A 16,908-nucleotide genomic window follows, 5' to 3' on the forward strand; every position below is an offset into this window, starting at 1 on the left:
TGGAACAGCGGGCAGCCGTCGGAGAGTTTCACGTGAAACCTTTTGTGGAGTAGCGCATGAGCGCCAAGAGTTATGATGTGATCGTGATCGGCGGCGGCCACGCCGGATCGGAAGCGGCTGCGGCTGCGGCCCGAATGGGTGCGAAGACAGCCCTGATTACCCATCGACGCGATACGATTGGGGTCATGTCGTGCAACCCAGCAATCGGCGGATTGGGCAAGGGCCATCTCGTTCGAGAGATCGACGCGATGGACGGCCTCATGGGGCGCATTGCGGATGCCGCAGGCATCCAGTTCCGCATGTTGAACAAGAAGAAAGGTGCAGCGGTGCGTGGCCCACGCACGCAGGCGGACCGCAAACTCTACCGCCTCGCGATGCTGGATGCCATTGAGGCCATCGAAAATCTTGATGTGATCGAAGGCGACGCATTCGATCTGGAGATCAGTGATAATCGAGTCGCTGGCGTAACAATGAAGGATGGCAGAACTATCCGGAGCCCAGCTGTCGTTATTACGACCGGTACGTTCCTGCGTGGCCTTATTCATATCGGAACTGACAAGACCCCGGCGGGCCGAACCGGAGAACCGCCATCGATGGGATTGTCGATGACCTTCCTTCGATTGGGATTGAAGCTGGGCCGTCTCAAGACCGGAACCCCGGCGCGTTTGAATGGGAAAACGATCGATTGGGCGTCTGTCGGACGCCAGGCTGCTGATGACGAATTGATTCCGTTTTCCTTCATGACGGATCGGATCACGAATCCGCAGGTCGAATGCGGGGTGACACGGACCACCGAGGCGACACATCGGATCATCGTCGACAATCTGCAGAAGTCGGCAATGTATTCGGGACAGATCGAAGGTGTCGGGCCGCGATATTGCCCCTCTATTGAGGACAAGCTGGTCAAATTCGGTGAACGCGACGGCCATCAGGTCTTCCTGGAGCCTGAAGGGCTCGACGACGACACGGTCTATCCGAACGGAATTTCGACGTCGCTGCCGGCCGATGTGCAGGACGCATTCATCAGGACGATCCCTGGTCTGGAGCGGGTGGAAATTTTGCATCCTGGCTACGCGATCGAATATGACCATGTCGATCCGCGTGAGCTCTCAGCGACATTGGAAGTCAAGAAACTTCCGGGGCTTTTTCTTGCCGGACAGATCAATGGAACAACGGGTTATGAGGAAGCTGGCGCGCAGGGCCTGGCTGCAGGCCTCAATGCCGCATTGTCGAGCGGCAATTCGAAGCCCTTCCTATTCAGCCGCACGAATTCCTATATTGGCGTCATGATTGATGACCTGACCTCTCATGGCGTCACAGAACCATACCGGATGTTCACATCGCGCGCGGAGTATCGATTGAGCCTTCGCGCTGATAATGCGGATGCGAGGCTGACACCGAAGGCAACCGAACTTGGCTGCGTATCCACCGAACGTCGCGCTCGTTTTGCGGCATATCGAGAAGAGTTGGACAGCGGCCGTGCGATGCTTCAATCGCTCTCCATCACGCCGAGCGAGGCGCGCAAAGCGGGGCTGAACCTCAACCTGGACGGCCAACGTCGGACGGCTTATGAGCTGCTGTCCTATCCGGAATTCACACTTGCGGATCTGGAGCACGTTTGGGGAGAGTTGCGATCGTTTTCGAAGAAGGTGGGTGAGGCCTTGGAAATCGAAGCAGGTTACTCGGTCTATATGGACCGTCAAGCGGCCGCTATCGAGACGCAGCGGCGAGATGAAGCCCGCTCTATTCCGGGAGACTTCGACTACGATGCCCTATCGGGACTCTCCAACGAGCTGAAGAACAAATTGAACACGCAAAGGCCGACCAACATTGCCCAGGCTCTGAAAGTCGAGGGTATGACACCGGCCGCGATTTCCCTCTTGCTCGTGCATTTAAGGCGAGTCGATCGCGTTCATGAGCGAGTGGCGTAGTGCCTGCAAGGTTTGAGAGTCTTCCAGAATGGAATTGAACGGATTGCGTGTTTCACGTGAAACACAGGAACGGCTGCAGCTTTTTGCCGGGCTGTTTACGAAATGGGCCAAGGCCATCAACCTTGTCGCACCCTCAACAATGGACGATATGTGGAGCCGGCATATTGCCGACAGTGCACAGCTATTCCAGATCGCCCCTCGCCCCCAGACCTGGATTGATCTCGGAAGCGGCGGGGGTTTCCCCGGGGTGATTACCGCCATTTTTCTGGCCGAGCAGCAGCAAGGCTGGGTTCATCTGGTCGAGAGCAACAATAAGAAAGCCGCGTTTCTGCGAACCGCCTTGCGCGAAACCGGTGCACGGGGAGAGGTGCATGCTGTCAGGATTGAAGATGCGCCAAAGCTTGTTCCGGCTTGCGATGCCATCTCCGCCCGTGCGCTCGCTGATCTTGATCGGCTGATGGAATACGCGGCGCCCTGGATGGCTGGCAAGGAGAATAATCGCGCATATTTTCATAAAGGCCGGGATTACCAACAGGAAATCCAGAAAGCACGTGGCCGCTGGGCCTTTGATCTGCTAGAACACAATAGCGCCGTTGAGCGGGATTCTGTCATCCTCGAACTATCGAAACTCCGGCGCCTGGTTTAACAAAGCGGATATTGCGGCAATGGCTGGCGAACGTAATCGGATTATCACCATCGCAAATCAAAAGGGTGGCGTCGGCAAGACCACCACTGCAATCAATTTAGCAACGGCCCTCGCCGCCATCGGTGAGCGAGTGCTGATCGTGGATTTGGACCCGCAGGGCAATGCAAGCACTGGTTTGGGAATCGATCGCCGCAATCGCAAGCTTTCCTCCTATGATCTGATGGTCGGCGAAGCCGGCGTCGCGGAAACCGCGTTGGAGACGGCCGTTCCCAATCTCTTTATCGTTCCGTCAACAATGGACCTTCTCGGGGTCGAGATGGAGATCTCGCAGCAGAGCGATCGCGTTTTCAAGCTCAAAAAAGCTTTGTCGTCGTCCGACGCGCTTGCTTTTTCTTATATTCTTCTCGATTGCCCGCCCTCTTTCAATCTCCTGACCATGAATGCGATGGCGGCCGCCCATTCCGTGCTTGTGCCGCTGCAGTGCGAGTTCTTCGCGCTCGAGGGCCTGAGCCAGCTTCTGGAAACCGTCAATCAGGTTCGGCGAACGGTCAACCCGCAACTCGATATTCAGGGTATCGTGCTGACGATGTTCGACGCTCGTAACAATCTGGCGCAACAGGTCGTCAATGACGTGCGGACGCATCTCGGCGAGAAGGTCTATCACACGCTTATCCCGCGGAACGTGCGCGTTTCGGAAGCGCCTTCCTACGGCAAGCCGGCAATTCTCTACGATCTCAAGTGCGCCGGCAGCCAGGCCTATCTTCAGCTGGCATCGGAAGTCATTCAGCGGGAGCGACAGAGGCTGGCCGCCTAACATAACAGAGTACATGGCAGAGTAAGCGAGTTTTGAACATGAGCGACGATACATCGAAAAGACGGCTTGGCCGCGGCCTCGCAGCCCTTATCGGCGAAATGGATCAGCCTGTTCCGGCAGAAGCGGAGCGACCGACCGTCAGTGCTGATCGGATGATCCCTATCGAGTTCGTCACTCGCAACCCTCGCAACCCTCGCCGCTTCTTTGACGATGCCGAGCTTCACGACCTTGCCAGTTCCATCCGCCAGCACGGTATCGTGCAGCCAATCGTCGTCAGAACGCTTGCGCGGGATCGCTATGAAATCATAGCCGGCGAAAGACGTTGGCGGGCGGCCCAGCTTGCAGGCTTGATCGAAATCCCTGTGATCATCCGCGATGTGGACGACAAGACAGCGTTGGAAATCGCGATCGTTGAAAACGTTCAACGCTCCGATCTCAACGCGCTTGAAGAGGCGCTTGGTTACGAGCAGCTCATTGCCGAATATGGATATACGCAAAACGATCTTGGCGAGATCATCGGCAAAAGCCGCAGTCACGTCGCCAATTCCTTGCGCCTTTTGAAGCTGCCGGAGCCGGTCCGCGACATGTTGGCGGCTGGGAGCCTTTCTGCGGGCCATGCGCGTGCGCTGGTTTCGACCTCGGATCCGGCAGCACTCGCACGCACGATCGTTGCCAAGGGCATGTCGGTGCGTGACGCGGAGAAGCTTGCACAGAACGACATCAAGGCCCAGTCCGAGCCGCAGGCTCCCGTTCAAAAGAACCAGAAAGACTCCGACACGCTGGCTCTGGAGCGCACGTTGTCGGACACGCTCGGGCTCGATGTGTCCATCAATCACAAGGCCAGCGGCGGCCAGATCCGCATCTCCTACAAATCGCTGGAGCAGCTTGAGGAAGTCTGCAGGCTTCTGGAACGCCGCTGATCAGGCTTGAGGGCGTCTTGCCGATTGCAGGGTCGTGGAAAGCAGAGTTTGCATGGCGATGCTATCTTCCAGGATCTGACGCTGTCTCGTCTGCAGGACGGCCGCCTGCAGACGCTTTGTCTCGCGAGAGATTGCGTCCGCGCTCCAGCTCTTTAAAGCTTGTTCCATAATCGGCTTCCGGCGGAAATGCAGGTGCCTGCCCAGCGTCTGCATGACCTGCGCAGGCGGCAATCTCTTCTCATCCATCTCCGCCCGCATCGTGTCGAGAAGCTGGAACTGGCGAAGGCAAGCCTGGAGAACGAGAAAAATCGAGGTCTTGGAACTGGTGATCTTCTGCATCGCATGCAGGAAACTGTTGCTGTTGCCGCTCAGGATCGCGTCAACGGCGTCATCGACCGAGATGGCGCTGGCGTCGCCGATTATTTCGGTAACGTGATGATCGTCAATCGTTCCCATGCCACGGCAATAAAGCGCCAGTTTGCGAATTTCGTTCCTTGAGGCAATTCTGTCGCCGCCGATCAATGCGACAAGCGCCTGCCTCGCGGCCGGCGTTATGCCGAGCCCTTCAGCGGAAAGTTCATTGTCGATCAACGCGTTCAGCGCGCGGCCATCGTCGGCATAACAGGGGATGGCAACGGCCGCACGAGCAGCCTCGACTGTCTTGCGCAAGGCGGACCCCTTTTTTAGGTCGCCTGCTTCGATAATGATGCTTGCTGCCTCAAGAGCAGCACCCGACAGGAATGCAATAGCGTCGACGAGATATTTCTCGTTGGCAGCGCCGCGTATCCAGATCAGCTTTTCGCCGCCGAAGAGGCCGATGGACTGGGCTTCATCGACTAGCCGGCCCGGCTCTTTCTGCAGGTCGCCGACATCAAGCTTGGTAACGGAGAACGGATCGTTCTGATCGATGCCGGTCTTTCCGGCGATCATCGCGGCGCGCTCGGAGACGAGCCCGCGGTCAGGGCCATAGATCAGATAGATGCGATAGAGGCGTGCCGATTTCTGCAGAAACCCTTCGAACTCATGGGATTTGATTTCCGCCACGCCACCGCTCCCTTAGCGGCTGAGCGCGGCGGCGATATCTGCTCCCACGAACTCGGCTGCCTGGTTGGCGGCGCGATTTTCGGCATCGCGGATGGCACGCAGCTTTGCAAATTCCTGATCGGGAAAGTCGACGAGGGCCGTCGCTTCGCGTCTGCCCGCCTTGATTACCTGGTTGTCCTTCGTGGTGCGCAGGGTGTAGCTGACGGAAACCGTCGCGCGGCCCGCGCGAGAGGTATCGGAGGATTGAACGAGCAGGGTATCGGCAACGACCGATGAAACCTGCATGTCAACCATGTAATCGGGCTTCACGGGTTCACCGGCGCCACGTGACGCCAAGAAGATCAGGTGGTTGCGAACTTCCTGTCCGACACGCGTGCTGGCTTCGGAAAAGCCGACGGAACCGAGCTTCTCGTTAACGCCGGTGCTCTCGGAATAGAGCGGCCGAACCTGGCAGGCGGAAAGCAATGCCGCAGAGACAAGGATTGTGACGATGCCGGCGCGTCGCGCAAGCTTGCGGGCGAAATCAGACGACAATGTTTACGATCCTCTGCGAAACCACGATGATTTTTTTCGGTGCCTGACCGTTCAATGCATTCTTCACCGCGTCCAATTCCAGCACGGCTTCGGTGACAGCATTCTGATCTGCGTCGCGCGAAATTGTCAATTCGGCGCGCTTCTTACCGTTGATCTGCACCGGCAGAATCACCTCATTCTCCACGACCAGCGATTCGTCATAATCCGGCCATGCTGTATGGGCGATCAGGTCCTTGTTGCCAAGCGTCATCCAGCATTCCTCGGCCAGGTGCGGCGTCATGGGCGCAACGAGCTGGATGAGGATCTCGGCGGCATTTCGGATGGCAGCCCGGTAGGTCGCATCGCCCTCGCCGGCCGCGACCTTCGTCAGCGGTCCCGCCAGCGCATTGACCAGTTCGTAGATGCGGGCGACGGCCTTGTTGAACCAGAGCCTGTCATAGTCGTTCTGGACGGCCTTCAGCGTCTTGTGGGCAAGCTGCGAGATCGCCAGTGCTTCGCCTTCCTTCGCGGGCCTGGGCTCTACGGCCGACAGTGCCTCCGCAGCCTCCGAGATCAGGCGCCAGAGGCGCTGCGTGAAGCGGTGAGCGCCTTCGACACCGGCCTCGGACCAGATGACGTCCCGCTCGGGCGGGGAGTCGGAGAGAACGAAGAAGCGGGCAGTATCGGCGCCGTAGGAGGCAATGATATCGTCGGGATCGACGACGTTCTTCTTCGACTTCGACATCTTTTCTATCGAGCCGATGGTGATCTCTTCGCCACCTTCCAGCAGATAGGCACTGCGTTTGCCGTCGATCTCCTCGATGCGGATATCAGCAGGGGAAATCCATTCGCGGTGCGTGCCGGCGCCGCGGCTATAGGTTTCGTGGACCACCATACCCTGTGTGAAGAGGCCCTTGAAGGGTTCCTTGACGTCCACATGGCCGGTCTCCCGCATCGCGCGGGTGAAGAAGCGCGAATAGAGCAGGTGCAGGATCGCATGCTCGATACCGCCGATATACTGATCGACCGGCAGCCAGCGGTTGGCGGCAGCCGGGTCGGTCGGCTGCTTCTCCCAGGGCGCCGTAAAGCGGGTGAAGTACCAGCTCGAATCGACGAAAGTGTCCATCGTATCGGTTTCGCGTCGTGCATCCTTGCCGCATTGCGGGCAGGAGACGTGCCGCCAGGTCGGGTGACGGTCCAGCGGATTGCCGGGCTGATCAAAAGTCACGTCCTGCGGCAGCTTGACCGGCAGGTCCTTCTTCGGAACCGGCACAACGCCGCAATCATCGCAGTGGATGACAGGGATCGGGCAGCCCCAGTAGCGCTGACGGGAAATGCCCCAGTCGCGCAGGCGGAAATTGACCTTGCGTTCGCCCTGCGGCGCGTTGCCAAGCAGGGTCGAAGACAGCTTGTCGGCGACGGCCTGGAAGGCTTCGTCCGTCGTCTTGCCATCCAGGAAGCGTGAATTGATCATCACGCCGTCGCCGTCATAGGCGGTATCGCCGATGGTAAAGCTGGCAGCATCACCATCCTTCGGCATGACAACCGGCACGACAGGCAGTCCATATTTGCGGGCGAAATCCAGGTCTCGCTGGTCGCCGGAGGGGCAGCCGAAGATGGCGCCCGTGCCATAGTCCATCAGCACGAAATTCGCGACATAGACCGGCAGCTCCCAGGACGGATCGAGCGGATGCTTCACGCGGATGCCCGTATCCATGCCCTTCTTTTCCGCCGTCTCCAGCGCGGCAAGAGAGGTGCCGGCGCGGCGGCATTCCTCGCAGAAGGCCTCGATTTCGGGGTTCCTGCCGGCAATCTCCTTGGCGAGCGGATGATCGGCGGCAATTGCCAGGAAGGAGGCGCCGAACAGCGTGTCGGGACGGGTCGTGTAGACCACGACTTCGGTTTCGCCGGCAGGGGCGGTTTCCGGGACGATTTCCCAGCGGACCGTCAGGCCCTCGGAGCGGCCGATCCAGTTCTTCTGCATCAGGCGGACTTTTTCCGGCCACTGGTCGAGCGTATCGAGCGCGTCCAGCAGGTCCTGGCTGAAATCGGTGATCTTGAAGAACCACTGTGTCAGTTCGCGCTGTTCCACCAGCGCACCGGACCGCCAGCCGCGACCGTCGATGACCTGTTCATTGGCGAGAACGGTGTTGTCGACCGGATCCCAGTTCACCTTGGACTGCTTGCGGTAGACGAGGCCCTTCTCCAGGAAGTCGAGGAAGAGATGCTGCTGCTGCTGGTAATATTCGACATCGCAGGTCGCGAATTCACGCGACCAGTCCAGCGACAGGCCCATGGCCTTCAGCTGTGCCTTCATCGAGGCGATATTCTGATAGGTCCAGGATGCGGGATGCACGCCGCGCTCCATCGCCGCATTTTCCGCCGGCATGCCGAAGGCGTCCCAACCCATCGGATGAAGGACGTTATAGCCGCGCGCGCGCTTGTAACGCGCCACCACGTCGCCCATGGCGTAGTTGCGGACGTGACCCATGTGAATGCGGCCCGACGGATAGGGGAACATCTCTAGGACGTAATATTTCTCGCGCGGATCGGAGTTGTCGGTCTCGAAGACCTTTTCCTCGTTCCATTTCTGCTGCCAGCGGGGCTCGGCATCGCGCGGATTGTAACGTTCGGTAGCCATGTATCAGAATTTCCGGAAAATCAGGGGAGGTTGGTCGAGACCTTCACCATGAAACCAACCGAGCGTCAAGTTTTGCCGGCACTTCACGCGTTCGATCTTGGCTTTGAGCGATTTCGCAGAGAGAAGTCTTGGCAAGGCCGCGCCTGCCCAGTAGTGCATTGCCGGTGGATTTATGCCTGTTATCGGGACAGAACGATGGAACTTCAAGAGCGGTTGAAAGAAGTATGGTCCAGAATTGCCGCGGCAGCGCGGGATGCAGGCCGCGCAGAGCCGGCAGTGCAGCTTGTGGCTGTCTCGAAGACGTTCGAGGCCGATACCATTCGCCTGGCGATCGATGCTGGCCAGCGCATCTTTGGAGAAAACCGCGTTCAGGAAAGCCAGGGGAAGTGGCCGGGGCTGAAGGCGGAAACGCCCGGCATCGAGCTTCACCTCATCGGCCCGCTGCAATCCAACAAGGCTGCCGAAGCGGTCGCGCTCTTTGACGTGATCGAAACCGTCGATCGTGAGAAGATCGCGCGTGCCCTCGCCGAAGAAATGAAGCGGCAGGCCAAGGTGCTGCGTCTTTATGTGCAGGTCAATACCGGCCTGGAACCACAGAAGGCGGGCATTGCCCCTGACGATACAGCTGCTTTCGTCAGGTTCTGTCGCGATGAGCTCGGTCTTGCCATTGAAGGGTTGATGTGCATTCCGCCGGCGGATGAAAACCCCGGCCCGCATTTCGCGCTGCTCGCCAAACTCGCGGAAAAATGCGCCGTCAAAAAACTGTCCATGGGCATGTCCGGCGATTACGAGACGGCCATCGCGTTCGGTGCCACCAGCGTACGCGTCGGCTCGGCGATCTTCGGAGCGCGTTAACAAACGCGCCCAAAGCACCCTTCCGAATCAGAGGATTGCTCATGATTCGCGGAGCCGTCGCCTGGCCGTTGTTTGGAAAGCGATAATATTCATTAATACGAAAAAAAGTTTAAGCGGGCGCTTTCATTCGCAATCGGAGCGCGCGCAGGTTCTGCGGTATCTCTCTAACCTATTAAAATAATTATATAATCCTCATTGCATCCAATTGTTGCCTCACCGGCTGCCGGGCGCTGCCGCAAGCCCTAACGAGAGCTTAAATTAAATTTTCCGCAAGGCTAATTGAGGAATTATTAACTATGTCGGGCGCAACCATTCGTTAACGGCAATGACCCGGCTCGTTCGGGTTTTGCATGAAGCGTCGCCGTTACCGGACTTGTCCGGATGACCCCTTTCACTTCGATTGCGGAAAACGGAACATGACAAGCATCATCACCAACAACGCTGCCATGGCAGCGCTGCAGACCCTGCGCGCCGTAAATGACAGCCTCAAGGACACGCAGGGCCGTGTCTCCTCGGGATATCGCATCGACAAGGCCGCCGACAACGCGGCTTACTGGTCGATCGCAACCACCATGCGTTCGGACAACAAGGCCCTCTCGGCCGTTTCCGATGCTCTCGGCCTTGGCGCTGCAAAGGTCGATACCGCCTACACGGCTATGGACAACGCCATCGACGTCGTCACGGAAATCAAGGCGAAGATCGTTGCCGCCACGGAAAAGGGCGTCGACAAGACCAAGATCCAGGAAGAAATCGACCAGCTGCAGGAGCAGCTGGTGAGCATTGCCCAGTCGGCTTCCTTCTCCGGCGAAAACTGGGTTGCCGGCGCTTCGGGCACGAAGAGCGTCGTTTCCTCCTTCGTCCGTGACGGCTCCAACGCCGTTTCGGTCAAGATGACGGACTATGTTCTCGATGCCGGCACGCTCGGCAACGTGCTGTTCGGCATGAATACCAACGGGACGATCCAGACGACGAGCGGCATCATCGGTACCGCATTCAACGGCACCTATGGCAATGTCTCCATCGTCATGCCGTCGATCTATGCGCTCGATCTCACCAACTTCACGCAGGGCCAGCTCGATGCGGCGCTCTCCGGCGTGGAACTCGTGCTGCAGGCCATGACGAATGCGGGCTCGCAGCTCGGTTCGATTTCGACCAGAATTCAGCTGCAGGAAAACTTCGTCAGCGCGCTGAGCGATTCCATCGACTCCGGTATCGGCCGCCTCGTCGATGCCGATATGGAAGAAGAATCCTCCAAGCTCTCTGCGCTCCAGACGCAACAGCAGCTTGCCATCCAGTCTCTGTCGATCGCCAATTCCTCGGCGCAGAACATTCTCACGCTCTTCCGCAGCTGACGGCTGCTCAGGAGAAGGGCCACAAAAAACCCCGCCAATGGCGACCGACCATTGGCGGGGTTTATTCGCTTCAGGAGATGACGATCTCAGAACTGATCGTCTTCATCCTCGTCCTTCGGCGTCGAGCGCAGCGAACTCAGCTTGCGGAAGACGGCATCGGCGTCGATTTCCTTTTCTTCCTCACGCTCGTAGCTCGGCGTCAGGCGCTCGGTTTCCTGGGCAGACTGCAGGGTCGCGCCAAGCTCGGCAGCGGTCGGTAGCGGACGGCCCTTGGATGCCTTTTCCACTTCCATATCAAGGTCGATCTGGCTGCAGAGGCCGAGCGTGACCGGATCCATGGGCGTCAGGTTCGCGGAGTTCCAGTGGGTGCGCTCGCGGATCTGTTCGATCGTCGACTTGGTGGTGCCGACGAGGCGCGAGATCTGAGCGTCCTTCAGTTCCGGATGGTTGCGAACCAGCCAGAGAATGGCGTTCGGACGATCCTGGCGCTTGGAAACCGGCGTGTAGCGCGGGCCGCGGCGCTTGGATTCCGGCACGCGGACCTTCGGCTCGGAAAGTTTCAGCTTGTAGTTCGGATTGCCTTCCGCACGGGCGATCTCATCGCGCGAAAGCTGTCCGGTGGCAATCGGGTCCAGACCCTTGATGCCCTGCGCGGCTTCGCCGTCGGCGATCGCCTTGACTTCGAGCGGATGCAGTTTGCAGAACTGGGCGATCTGGTCGAAAGACAGGGCTGTATTGTCGACGAGCCAGATGGCAGTCGCCTTCGGCATGAGCAGTTGTTGAGCCATGGATATAGTCCTTCTGTCGTCCGCGCCGGTGTCGCGGTCCGTGGATTGTCACCACAATGTCCGGGAAATATGGCGCTATATAATCGCACTGTCGCAGAATTGCAATTCTTCAGAAATGAAATGACCTTTGTCTAATTGCCGTCATTTGACGACCTGATATGAATTGCGCAATTCGAGTCCGGTCGCTGCTTCGAAACCGGCGGCTGTTGCATAGCCTTGTGAGGAGGAGTTTCGATGTTGGAGAAGATCTATCCGGTTTCCAAACCGGTGAAGACCCGTGCGCTGATCGATCAGGCCAAGTACGAACAATGGTACGAGGAAAGCATTGAAAACCCTGACAAGTTCTGGGGCAAACACGGCAAGCGCATCGACTGGTTCAAGCCCTATACAAAGGTCAAGAATACGTCCTTTACCGGCAAGGTCTCGATCAAGTGGTTCGAAGACGGCCAGACCAATGTTTCCTATAATTGCATCGATCGTCACCTGAAGACGAACGGCAACCAGACGGCCATCATCTTCGAAGGCGACAACCCCTATATCGACAAGAAGGTCACCTATAACGAACTCTACGAACATGTCTGCCGCATGGCGAACGTGCTGAAGAAGCACGGCGTCAAGAAAGGCGACCGCGTCACCATCTACATGCCGATGATCCCGGAAGCGGCCTATGCGATGCTCGCCTGCGCCCGCATCGGCGCGGTCCATTCCGTCGTCTTCGGCGGCTTCTCGCCGGAAGCGCTGGCCGGTCGTATCGTCGACTGCGAATCCACCTTCGTCATCACCTGCGACGAGGGTATCCGCGGCGGCAAACCGGTGCCGCTGAAAGACAATACGGATACCGCCATCCATATTGCGGCCCGTCAGTATGTGGCGGTCAACAAGGTGCTCGTCGTGCGTCGTACCGGCGGCAAGACGGGCTGGGCGCCGGGTCGCGACCTCTGGTACCATCAGGAGATCGCCAAGGTGAAGCCGGAATGCCCGCCGGTGAAGATGAAGGCGGAAGACCCGCTTTTCATCCTCTACACTTCGGGCTCCACGGGCAAGCCGAAGGGCGTGTTGCATACGACGGGCGGATATCTCGTCTACGCGGCGATGACGCACGAATATGTCTTCGACTACCATCCCGGCGATATCTACTGGTGCACGGCCGATGTCGGCTGGGTCACAGGCCATTCCTATATCGTCTATGGGCCGCTTGCGAACTGCGCCACGACGCTGATGTTCGAAGGCGTGCCGAACTTCCCGGATCAGGGCCGTTTCTGGGAAATCATCGACAAGCACAAGGTCAATATCTTCTACACGGCGCCGACGGCCATCCGCTCGCTCATGGGTGCCGGCGACCATTTCGTGACGCGCTCGTCCCGCGAGAGCCTGCGCCTGCTCGGCACGGTCGGCGAGCCGATCAATCCGGAAGCCTGGGAATGGTATTACAATGTCGTCGGCGACAAGCGCTGCCCCGTCATCGATACCTGGTGGCAGACGGAAACCGGCGGCCATATGATCACGCCGCTGCCGGGCGCGACCGACCTCAAGCCGGGTTCGGCCACCAGGCCCTTCTTCGGCGTCAAGCCGCAGCTTGTCGACAATGAGGGCAAGGTGCTGGAAGGTGCCGCCGACGGCAATCTCTGCATCACCGATAGCTGGCCGGGCCAGATGCGGACGGTCTATGGCGACCATGAGCGCTTCATCCAGACCTATTTCTCGACATACAAGGGCAAGTATTTCACGGGCGACGGCTGCCGCCGCGATGAAGACGGCTATTACTGGATCACCGGGCGTGTCGATGACGTTCTGAACGTTTCCGGCCACCGCCTCGGCACCGCGGAAGTCGAATCCGCCCTCGTCTCGCACAATCTCGTCTCGGAAGCCGCCGTCGTCGGCTATCCGCACCCGATCAAGGGGCAGGGAATTTATTGCTATGTGACGCTGATGGCAGGCAATGAGGGTACGGATGAACTGCGCCAGCAGCTTGTCAAACACGTGCGTTCCGAAATCGGCCCGATTGCTGCGCCCGACAAGATCCAGTTTGCGCCCGGCCTGCCGAAGACGCGATCCGGCAAGATCATGCGCCGCATCCTGCGCAAGATTGCCGAGGACGATTTCGGCTCGCTCGGCGATACTTCGACGCTTGCCGATCCGGCTGTCGTCGAGGATCTGATCGCCAACCGACAGAACAAGGCTACGGCCTAAATCGACGAAGGCCGTTCCGTTATCGGGGCGGCCTTATTCTCCGGCGCAAGAAACCGGCGGCTTGCGGCCGCCATCATAGGCACGAACCAGCCCGTCGCCGAGCAGGTCGCGCGCGGGATCGCGCCCATCGGAAAGCCTGACATTGGCGAGGATGCGTCCGAAATATTTGTCGCCGCTGATGTCGGTCAGTCTGATACTGGGAATACCTGCGATCATCCGCTCCAGCGCCTGGCGCGCTTCGGCCGCCGCCTTTCTGATCTCTGGGCACCGCGAATGGATTTCGGGTGCGTCAATGCCGCGAATGCGGACGTAGACTTCCATCGTCTGCTGCGGCCAGGGCGTTGCCTCCACCAGCAGCGTATCTCCGTCAATGACTTTGATGATCTCGGCCGAAACCGGCCCGGCAATCTCGTCCCGCGCCGCGAAAGCCGGCACGGTGCCAAGAAACAGCAGGAGAATCGGAAGCACTCTGAACATGAAAGGAATAAATTCCTTCATGCTCTCAAAGTCAATAGGAATATTTACTTAGAAATCGATGGCTCGACCATTGATCTCATAGTCGCCGAAGCGCGAAGGCTCGGCCCCGCCCCGCCCGCCGATCTCGGTCGGCAGTTCGGCAGGCTTTGCATTCTTCCGACGTTCCTCGGCCTCGGCGAGTGCGCGCCTGGCGGCCGGAGAAAGCATCTTGCGTGGCGGCTCCGTGCCCTCCGGCACGGGAGTTTCCACGTTGTCGTTATCGGCCGTCTGCATGCTGCACTCCCGCCTGGAAATATTGAAAATGGCTGGCGAATAACCAAATCATAATGCGCCGGCGCCAGGATTTAAAGCATCGCGCCGCAATCGGGAGATGGAGACCTCTGATGAACCTCATGCGTACTGCCATGTTGCTTGCCTTCATGACGGCGCTTTTCATGTTTGTCGGCTTTTTGATCGGCGGCCGCGGCGGCATGATGATCGCCTTTCTCATCGCTGCCGGCATGAACTTCTTCTCCTATTGGAATGCCGACCGGATGGTGCTGTCGGCCTACCGCGCGCAGGAGGTCGATGAGCGCAACGCCCCGGAATTCTACCGGATCGTGCGTGAACTCGCCCGCAATGCCGGTTTGCCGATGCCGAAGGTCTATCTCTACGACAGCCCGCAGCCGAATGCCTTTGCCACCGGCCGCAACCCGGAAAACGCCGCCGTTGCCGCTTCGACCGGCCTGCTGGCGGCGCTTTCGCCACAAGAAGTCGCAGGCGTGATGGCGCATGAACTCGCGCATGTCCAGAACCGCGACACGCTGACCATGACGATCACCGCCACGCTTGCCGGTGCGATTTCCATGCTCGGCAATTTTGCCTTCTTCTTCGGCGGCAATCGCGAGAACAACAACAATCCGCTCGGCTTCGTTGGCGTGCTTGTCGCGATGATCGTGGCGCCGCTTGCCGCGATGCTGGTGCAGATGGCGATCAGCCGTACCCGCGAATATTCGGCCGACAGGCGCGGTGCCGAAATCTGCGGCAATCCCCTGTGGCTCGCCTCGGCGCTCGGCAAGATCGCCCGCGGCGCGGCGCATGTGCCGAACTATGATGCGGAGCGCAATCCGGCCACTGCGCATATGTTCATCATCAATCCGCTCTCCGGCGAGCGCATGGACAACCTGTTTTCGACCCATCCGGACACCGAAAACCGTATTGCGGCCCTTGAGGAAATGGCACGCGGCGGCTTCGACGTCTCGACGCCGCCGGTTCGGGCTGCTAATCCGACGCGCAAATCGCGCTCGGTTCCCAATACCGGTTTCGGCCGCGGTGACTCGCAACCGCCGAAGGGTCCGTGGTCTTGAATTCAGACGGCAAGAAGAAGTCAGCTCGCAAACATAAGCCTTCTGCAGAACGCTCTGCGCCGGCGCCGGTAAAACCCGGCCTGCCGGCGCGTGCCGCTGCCGCAAAGATCCTCGCTGCCGTCGTAGACAAGAAACTGCCGCTCGACGGCGCATTGGACCACGAGCATGGTAATCCGGCCTACAAGGCGCTTGGGGAAAGCGATCGTGCGCTGGTGCGCGCCATCCTCAACGCCGCGCTCAGACATCTGCCGCGCATCGATGCCGCCATTGCCTCGCTGCTCGAGACGCCGTTGCCGGATGGTGCCCGCGCTTTGCATCATGTGCTGGCCGTCGGCGCTGCCCAGATTCTCTATCTTGATGTTCCCGACCACTCCGCCGTTGACCTTGCGGTCGAACAGGCCAATCAGGATCCTCGCAACCGGCGCTTCGCCAAGCTCGTGAATGCTGTCCTGCGTCGTCTTGGCCGGGAGAAGGAACCGATCCTTGCCGAGATTGCCGCCATTTCGCCGATGCCGGCATGGTTTATCGAGCGGCTTGCAAAGGCCTACGGGAAGGAGCAGGCATTTGCCATTTCCGAATCCCAGCTCGAGCCGGCAGCGATCGATCTTACCGTCAAATCCGATGCCGCGGGCTGGTCGAACCGACTGAACGGCATCGTGCTTCCGACAGGAGGTGTGCGGCTCTCCGCTTTTGAGGGCAGCATTCCCTCGCTGGATGGATTTGAAGAGGGAGAATGGTGGGTTCAGGATGCGGCCGCGAGTATCCCGGCAAAGCTCTTTGGTGATCTCGCCGGCAAACGTGTTGCCGATCTCTGTGCTGCGCCCGGCGGCAAGACCGCACAACTCATCCTTGCCGGCGGCAGGGTGACGGCGATCGATCAGTCCGAAAACCGGTTGCGGCGTCTGCGTTCCAATCTGGAGCGGCTCGGCCTCGAAGCCGAGGCGATCGCAGTGGATCTTACGAAATTCGAGCCATCCGAACGCTTCGATGCGATCCTGCTCGACGCTCCCTGCTCGTCGACAGGTACGACGCGCCGGCATCCCGATGTGCTCTGGACGAAGGGTCCGGAGGATATTGCCAAGCTGGCGGCTCTGCAGGAACGTCTTCTGCGCCACGCGATCACCCTATTGAAGCCCGGCGGCGTGCTCGTCTTTTCCAATTGCTCGCTTGATCCGCAGGAGGGTGAAGAGGTCGTTGCCCGCGTTCTCGAAGATGTGAAGAACATCGAGCGGGTGCCGATCGATGCCGCGAAATGGCCGGGCATGGAGCAGGCCATTACACCGGCGGGCGAATTCCGCACGCTTCCTACAATGCTGGATATGCCCGACGGTTTCGCCTCGGGCCTCGATGGCTTCTACGCGGCGGTGCTCAGACGCGCCTGAATGCCATTA

At 59.3% G+C, this 16,908-nt stretch carries 15 protein-coding genes; 9 read left to right on the top strand and 6 right to left on the bottom strand.

Going from position 1 to position 16,908, the window contains the following annotated elements:
- Positions 1–56: 56 nt before the first annotated feature.
- From mnmG to ACU8HS_RS09310, 4 genes are read left to right on the top strand one after another with little or no spacing between them, the layout of a single operon-like run.
- The gene (gene mnmG, locus ACU8HS_RS09295; protein ID WP_447015799.1) at positions 57–1,931 is read left to right on the top strand and encodes a tRNA uridine-5-carboxymethylaminomethyl(34) synthesis enzyme MnmG; all 1,875 of its coding nucleotides are present in this window, start codon (positions 57–59) and stop codon (positions 1,929–1,931) included.
- Between the two features lie 28 nt (positions 1,932–1,959).
- Entirely contained in the window at positions 1,960–2,577 is a 618-nt protein-coding gene (gene rsmG / locus ACU8HS_RS09300) for a 16S rRNA (guanine(527)-N(7))-methyltransferase RsmG (protein WP_113413172.1), read from the top strand.
- Positions 2,578–2,596: 19 nt separating this feature from the next.
- Positions 2,597–3,391, top strand: a complete 795-nt coding sequence (locus ACU8HS_RS09305) for a ParA family protein (protein ID WP_112562556.1) — start codon at positions 2,597–2,599, stop codon at positions 3,389–3,391.
- A 38-nt stretch (positions 3,392–3,429) separates the two neighbouring features.
- On the top strand, positions 3,430–4,311 hold the full coding sequence (locus ACU8HS_RS09310) for a ParB/RepB/Spo0J family partition protein (RefSeq protein WP_112702760.1): 882 nt from the start codon (positions 3,430–3,432) through the stop codon (positions 4,309–4,311).
- On the opposite strand, the gene holA is transcribed toward ACU8HS_RS09310, so the two are convergent.
- The 3 genes from holA to leuS are packed head-to-tail and all read right to left on the bottom strand — an operon-like array spanning position 4,312 to position 8,509.
- A complete protein-coding gene (holA, locus tag ACU8HS_RS09315; RefSeq protein WP_113413173.1) occupies positions 4,312–5,355 on the bottom strand; it encodes a DNA polymerase III subunit delta in 1,044 nt (347 codons plus the stop codon).
- A 12-nt stretch (positions 5,356–5,367) separates the two neighbouring features.
- Positions 5,368–5,889, bottom strand: coding sequence for an LPS assembly lipoprotein LptE (lptE, locus tag ACU8HS_RS09320; protein ID WP_112702758.1), 522 nt, complete (start codon positions 5,887–5,889; stop codon positions 5,368–5,370).
- Positions 5,879–8,509, bottom strand: a complete 2,631-nt coding sequence (leuS, locus tag ACU8HS_RS09325) for a leucine--tRNA ligase (RefSeq protein WP_113413174.1) — start codon at positions 8,507–8,509, stop codon at positions 5,879–5,881. Before leuS ends, lptE begins: the two co-directional genes overlap by 11 nt.
- A 195-nt stretch (positions 8,510–8,704) precedes the next feature.
- Between leuS and ACU8HS_RS09330 the strand changes: the two genes are divergently transcribed.
- Positions 8,705–9,364, top strand: coding sequence for a YggS family pyridoxal phosphate-dependent enzyme (locus tag ACU8HS_RS09330; protein WP_112702756.1), 660 nt, complete (start codon positions 8,705–8,707; stop codon positions 9,362–9,364).
- A 416-nt stretch (positions 9,365–9,780) separates the two neighbouring features.
- Entirely contained in the window at positions 9,781–10,716 is a 936-nt protein-coding gene (locus ACU8HS_RS09335; RefSeq protein ID WP_112562544.1) for a flagellin N-terminal helical domain-containing protein, read from the top strand.
- Positions 10,717–10,802: 86 nt separating this feature from the next.
- On the opposite strand, the gene ACU8HS_RS09340 is transcribed toward ACU8HS_RS09335, so the two are convergent.
- Positions 10,803–11,504: a DUF1013 domain-containing protein gene (locus tag ACU8HS_RS09340; protein WP_112562542.1), complete on the bottom strand. Its 702-nt coding sequence runs from the start codon at positions 11,502–11,504 to the stop codon at positions 10,803–10,805.
- Between the two features lie 234 nt (positions 11,505–11,738).
- Here ACU8HS_RS09340 and acs point away from each other — a divergent pair, with 234 nt between their 5' ends.
- Complete coding sequence (acs, locus tag ACU8HS_RS09345; protein WP_113413175.1) at positions 11,739–13,694, top strand: acetate--CoA ligase; 1,956 nt, start codon at positions 11,739–11,741, stop codon at positions 13,692–13,694.
- A 33-nt stretch (positions 13,695–13,727) separates the two neighbouring features.
- Here the strand turns inward: acs and ACU8HS_RS09350 are convergent, their stop codons facing one another.
- Positions 13,728–14,171 (bottom strand): thermonuclease family protein, encoded by a 444-nt coding sequence (locus ACU8HS_RS09350; protein WP_112702806.1) that lies wholly within the window; start codon positions 14,169–14,171, stop codon positions 13,728–13,730.
- Positions 14,172–14,219: 48 nt separating this feature from the next.
- Positions 14,220–14,444, bottom strand: a complete 225-nt coding sequence (locus tag ACU8HS_RS09355) for a DUF1674 domain-containing protein (RefSeq protein ID WP_112702755.1) — start codon at positions 14,442–14,444, stop codon at positions 14,220–14,222.
- A gap of 110 nt (positions 14,445–14,554) precedes the next feature.
- Between ACU8HS_RS09355 and htpX the strand changes: the two genes are divergently transcribed.
- Together htpX and ACU8HS_RS09365 are read left to right on the top strand one after the other, a co-directional pair.
- Positions 14,555–15,517: a zinc metalloprotease HtpX gene (htpX, locus tag ACU8HS_RS09360; protein WP_113413176.1), complete on the top strand. Its 963-nt coding sequence runs from the start codon at positions 14,555–14,557 to the stop codon at positions 15,515–15,517.
- A complete protein-coding gene (locus ACU8HS_RS09365) occupies positions 15,508–16,899 on the top strand; it encodes an RsmB/NOP family class I SAM-dependent RNA methyltransferase (RefSeq protein ID WP_113413177.1) in 1,392 nt (463 codons plus the stop codon). Before htpX ends, ACU8HS_RS09365 begins: the two co-directional genes overlap by 10 nt.
- The last annotated feature ends 9 nt before the right edge of the window (positions 16,900–16,908 follow it).

The organism is Rhizobium sp. KDH_Rht_773_N, assembly GCF_052946295.1.

Excerpts from the sequence above, each read along its gene's own strand:
- mnmG (WP_447015799.1), top strand. The coding sequence starts at position 57 with ATGAGCGCCAAGAGTTATGATGTGATCGTGATCGGCGGCGGCCACGCC.
- ACU8HS_RS09310 (WP_112702760.1), top strand. The coding sequence starts at position 3,430 with ATGAGCGACGATACATCGAAAAGACGGCTTGGCCGCGGCCTCGCAGCC.
- ACU8HS_RS09340 (WP_112562542.1), bottom strand. The coding sequence starts at position 11,504 with ATGGCTCAACAACTGCTCATGCCGAAGGCGACTGCCATCTGGCTCGTC.
- ACU8HS_RS09330 (WP_112702756.1), top strand. The coding sequence starts at position 8,705 with ATGGAACTTCAAGAGCGGTTGAAAGAAGTATGGTCCAGAATTGCCGCG.
- ACU8HS_RS09335 (WP_112562544.1), top strand. The coding sequence starts at position 9,781 with ATGACAAGCATCATCACCAACAACGCTGCCATGGCAGCGCTGCAGACC.
- leuS (WP_113413174.1), bottom strand. The coding sequence starts at position 8,509 with ATGGCTACCGAACGTTACAATCCGCGCGATGCCGAGCCCCGCTGGCAG.
- acs (WP_113413175.1), top strand. The coding sequence starts at position 11,739 with ATGTTGGAGAAGATCTATCCGGTTTCCAAACCGGTGAAGACCCGTGCG.
- ACU8HS_RS09350 (WP_112702806.1), bottom strand. The coding sequence starts at position 14,171 with ATGTTCAGAGTGCTTCCGATTCTCCTGCTGTTTCTTGGCACCGTGCCG.
- htpX (WP_113413176.1), top strand. The coding sequence starts at position 14,555 with ATGAACCTCATGCGTACTGCCATGTTGCTTGCCTTCATGACGGCGCTT.
- ACU8HS_RS09355 (WP_112702755.1), bottom strand. The coding sequence starts at position 14,444 with ATGCAGACGGCCGATAACGACAACGTGGAAACTCCCGTGCCGGAGGGC.
- rsmG (WP_113413172.1), top strand. The coding sequence starts at position 1,960 with ATGGAATTGAACGGATTGCGTGTTTCACGTGAAACACAGGAACGGCTG.
- ACU8HS_RS09305 (WP_112562556.1), top strand. The coding sequence starts at position 2,597 with ATGGCTGGCGAACGTAATCGGATTATCACCATCGCAAATCAAAAGGGT.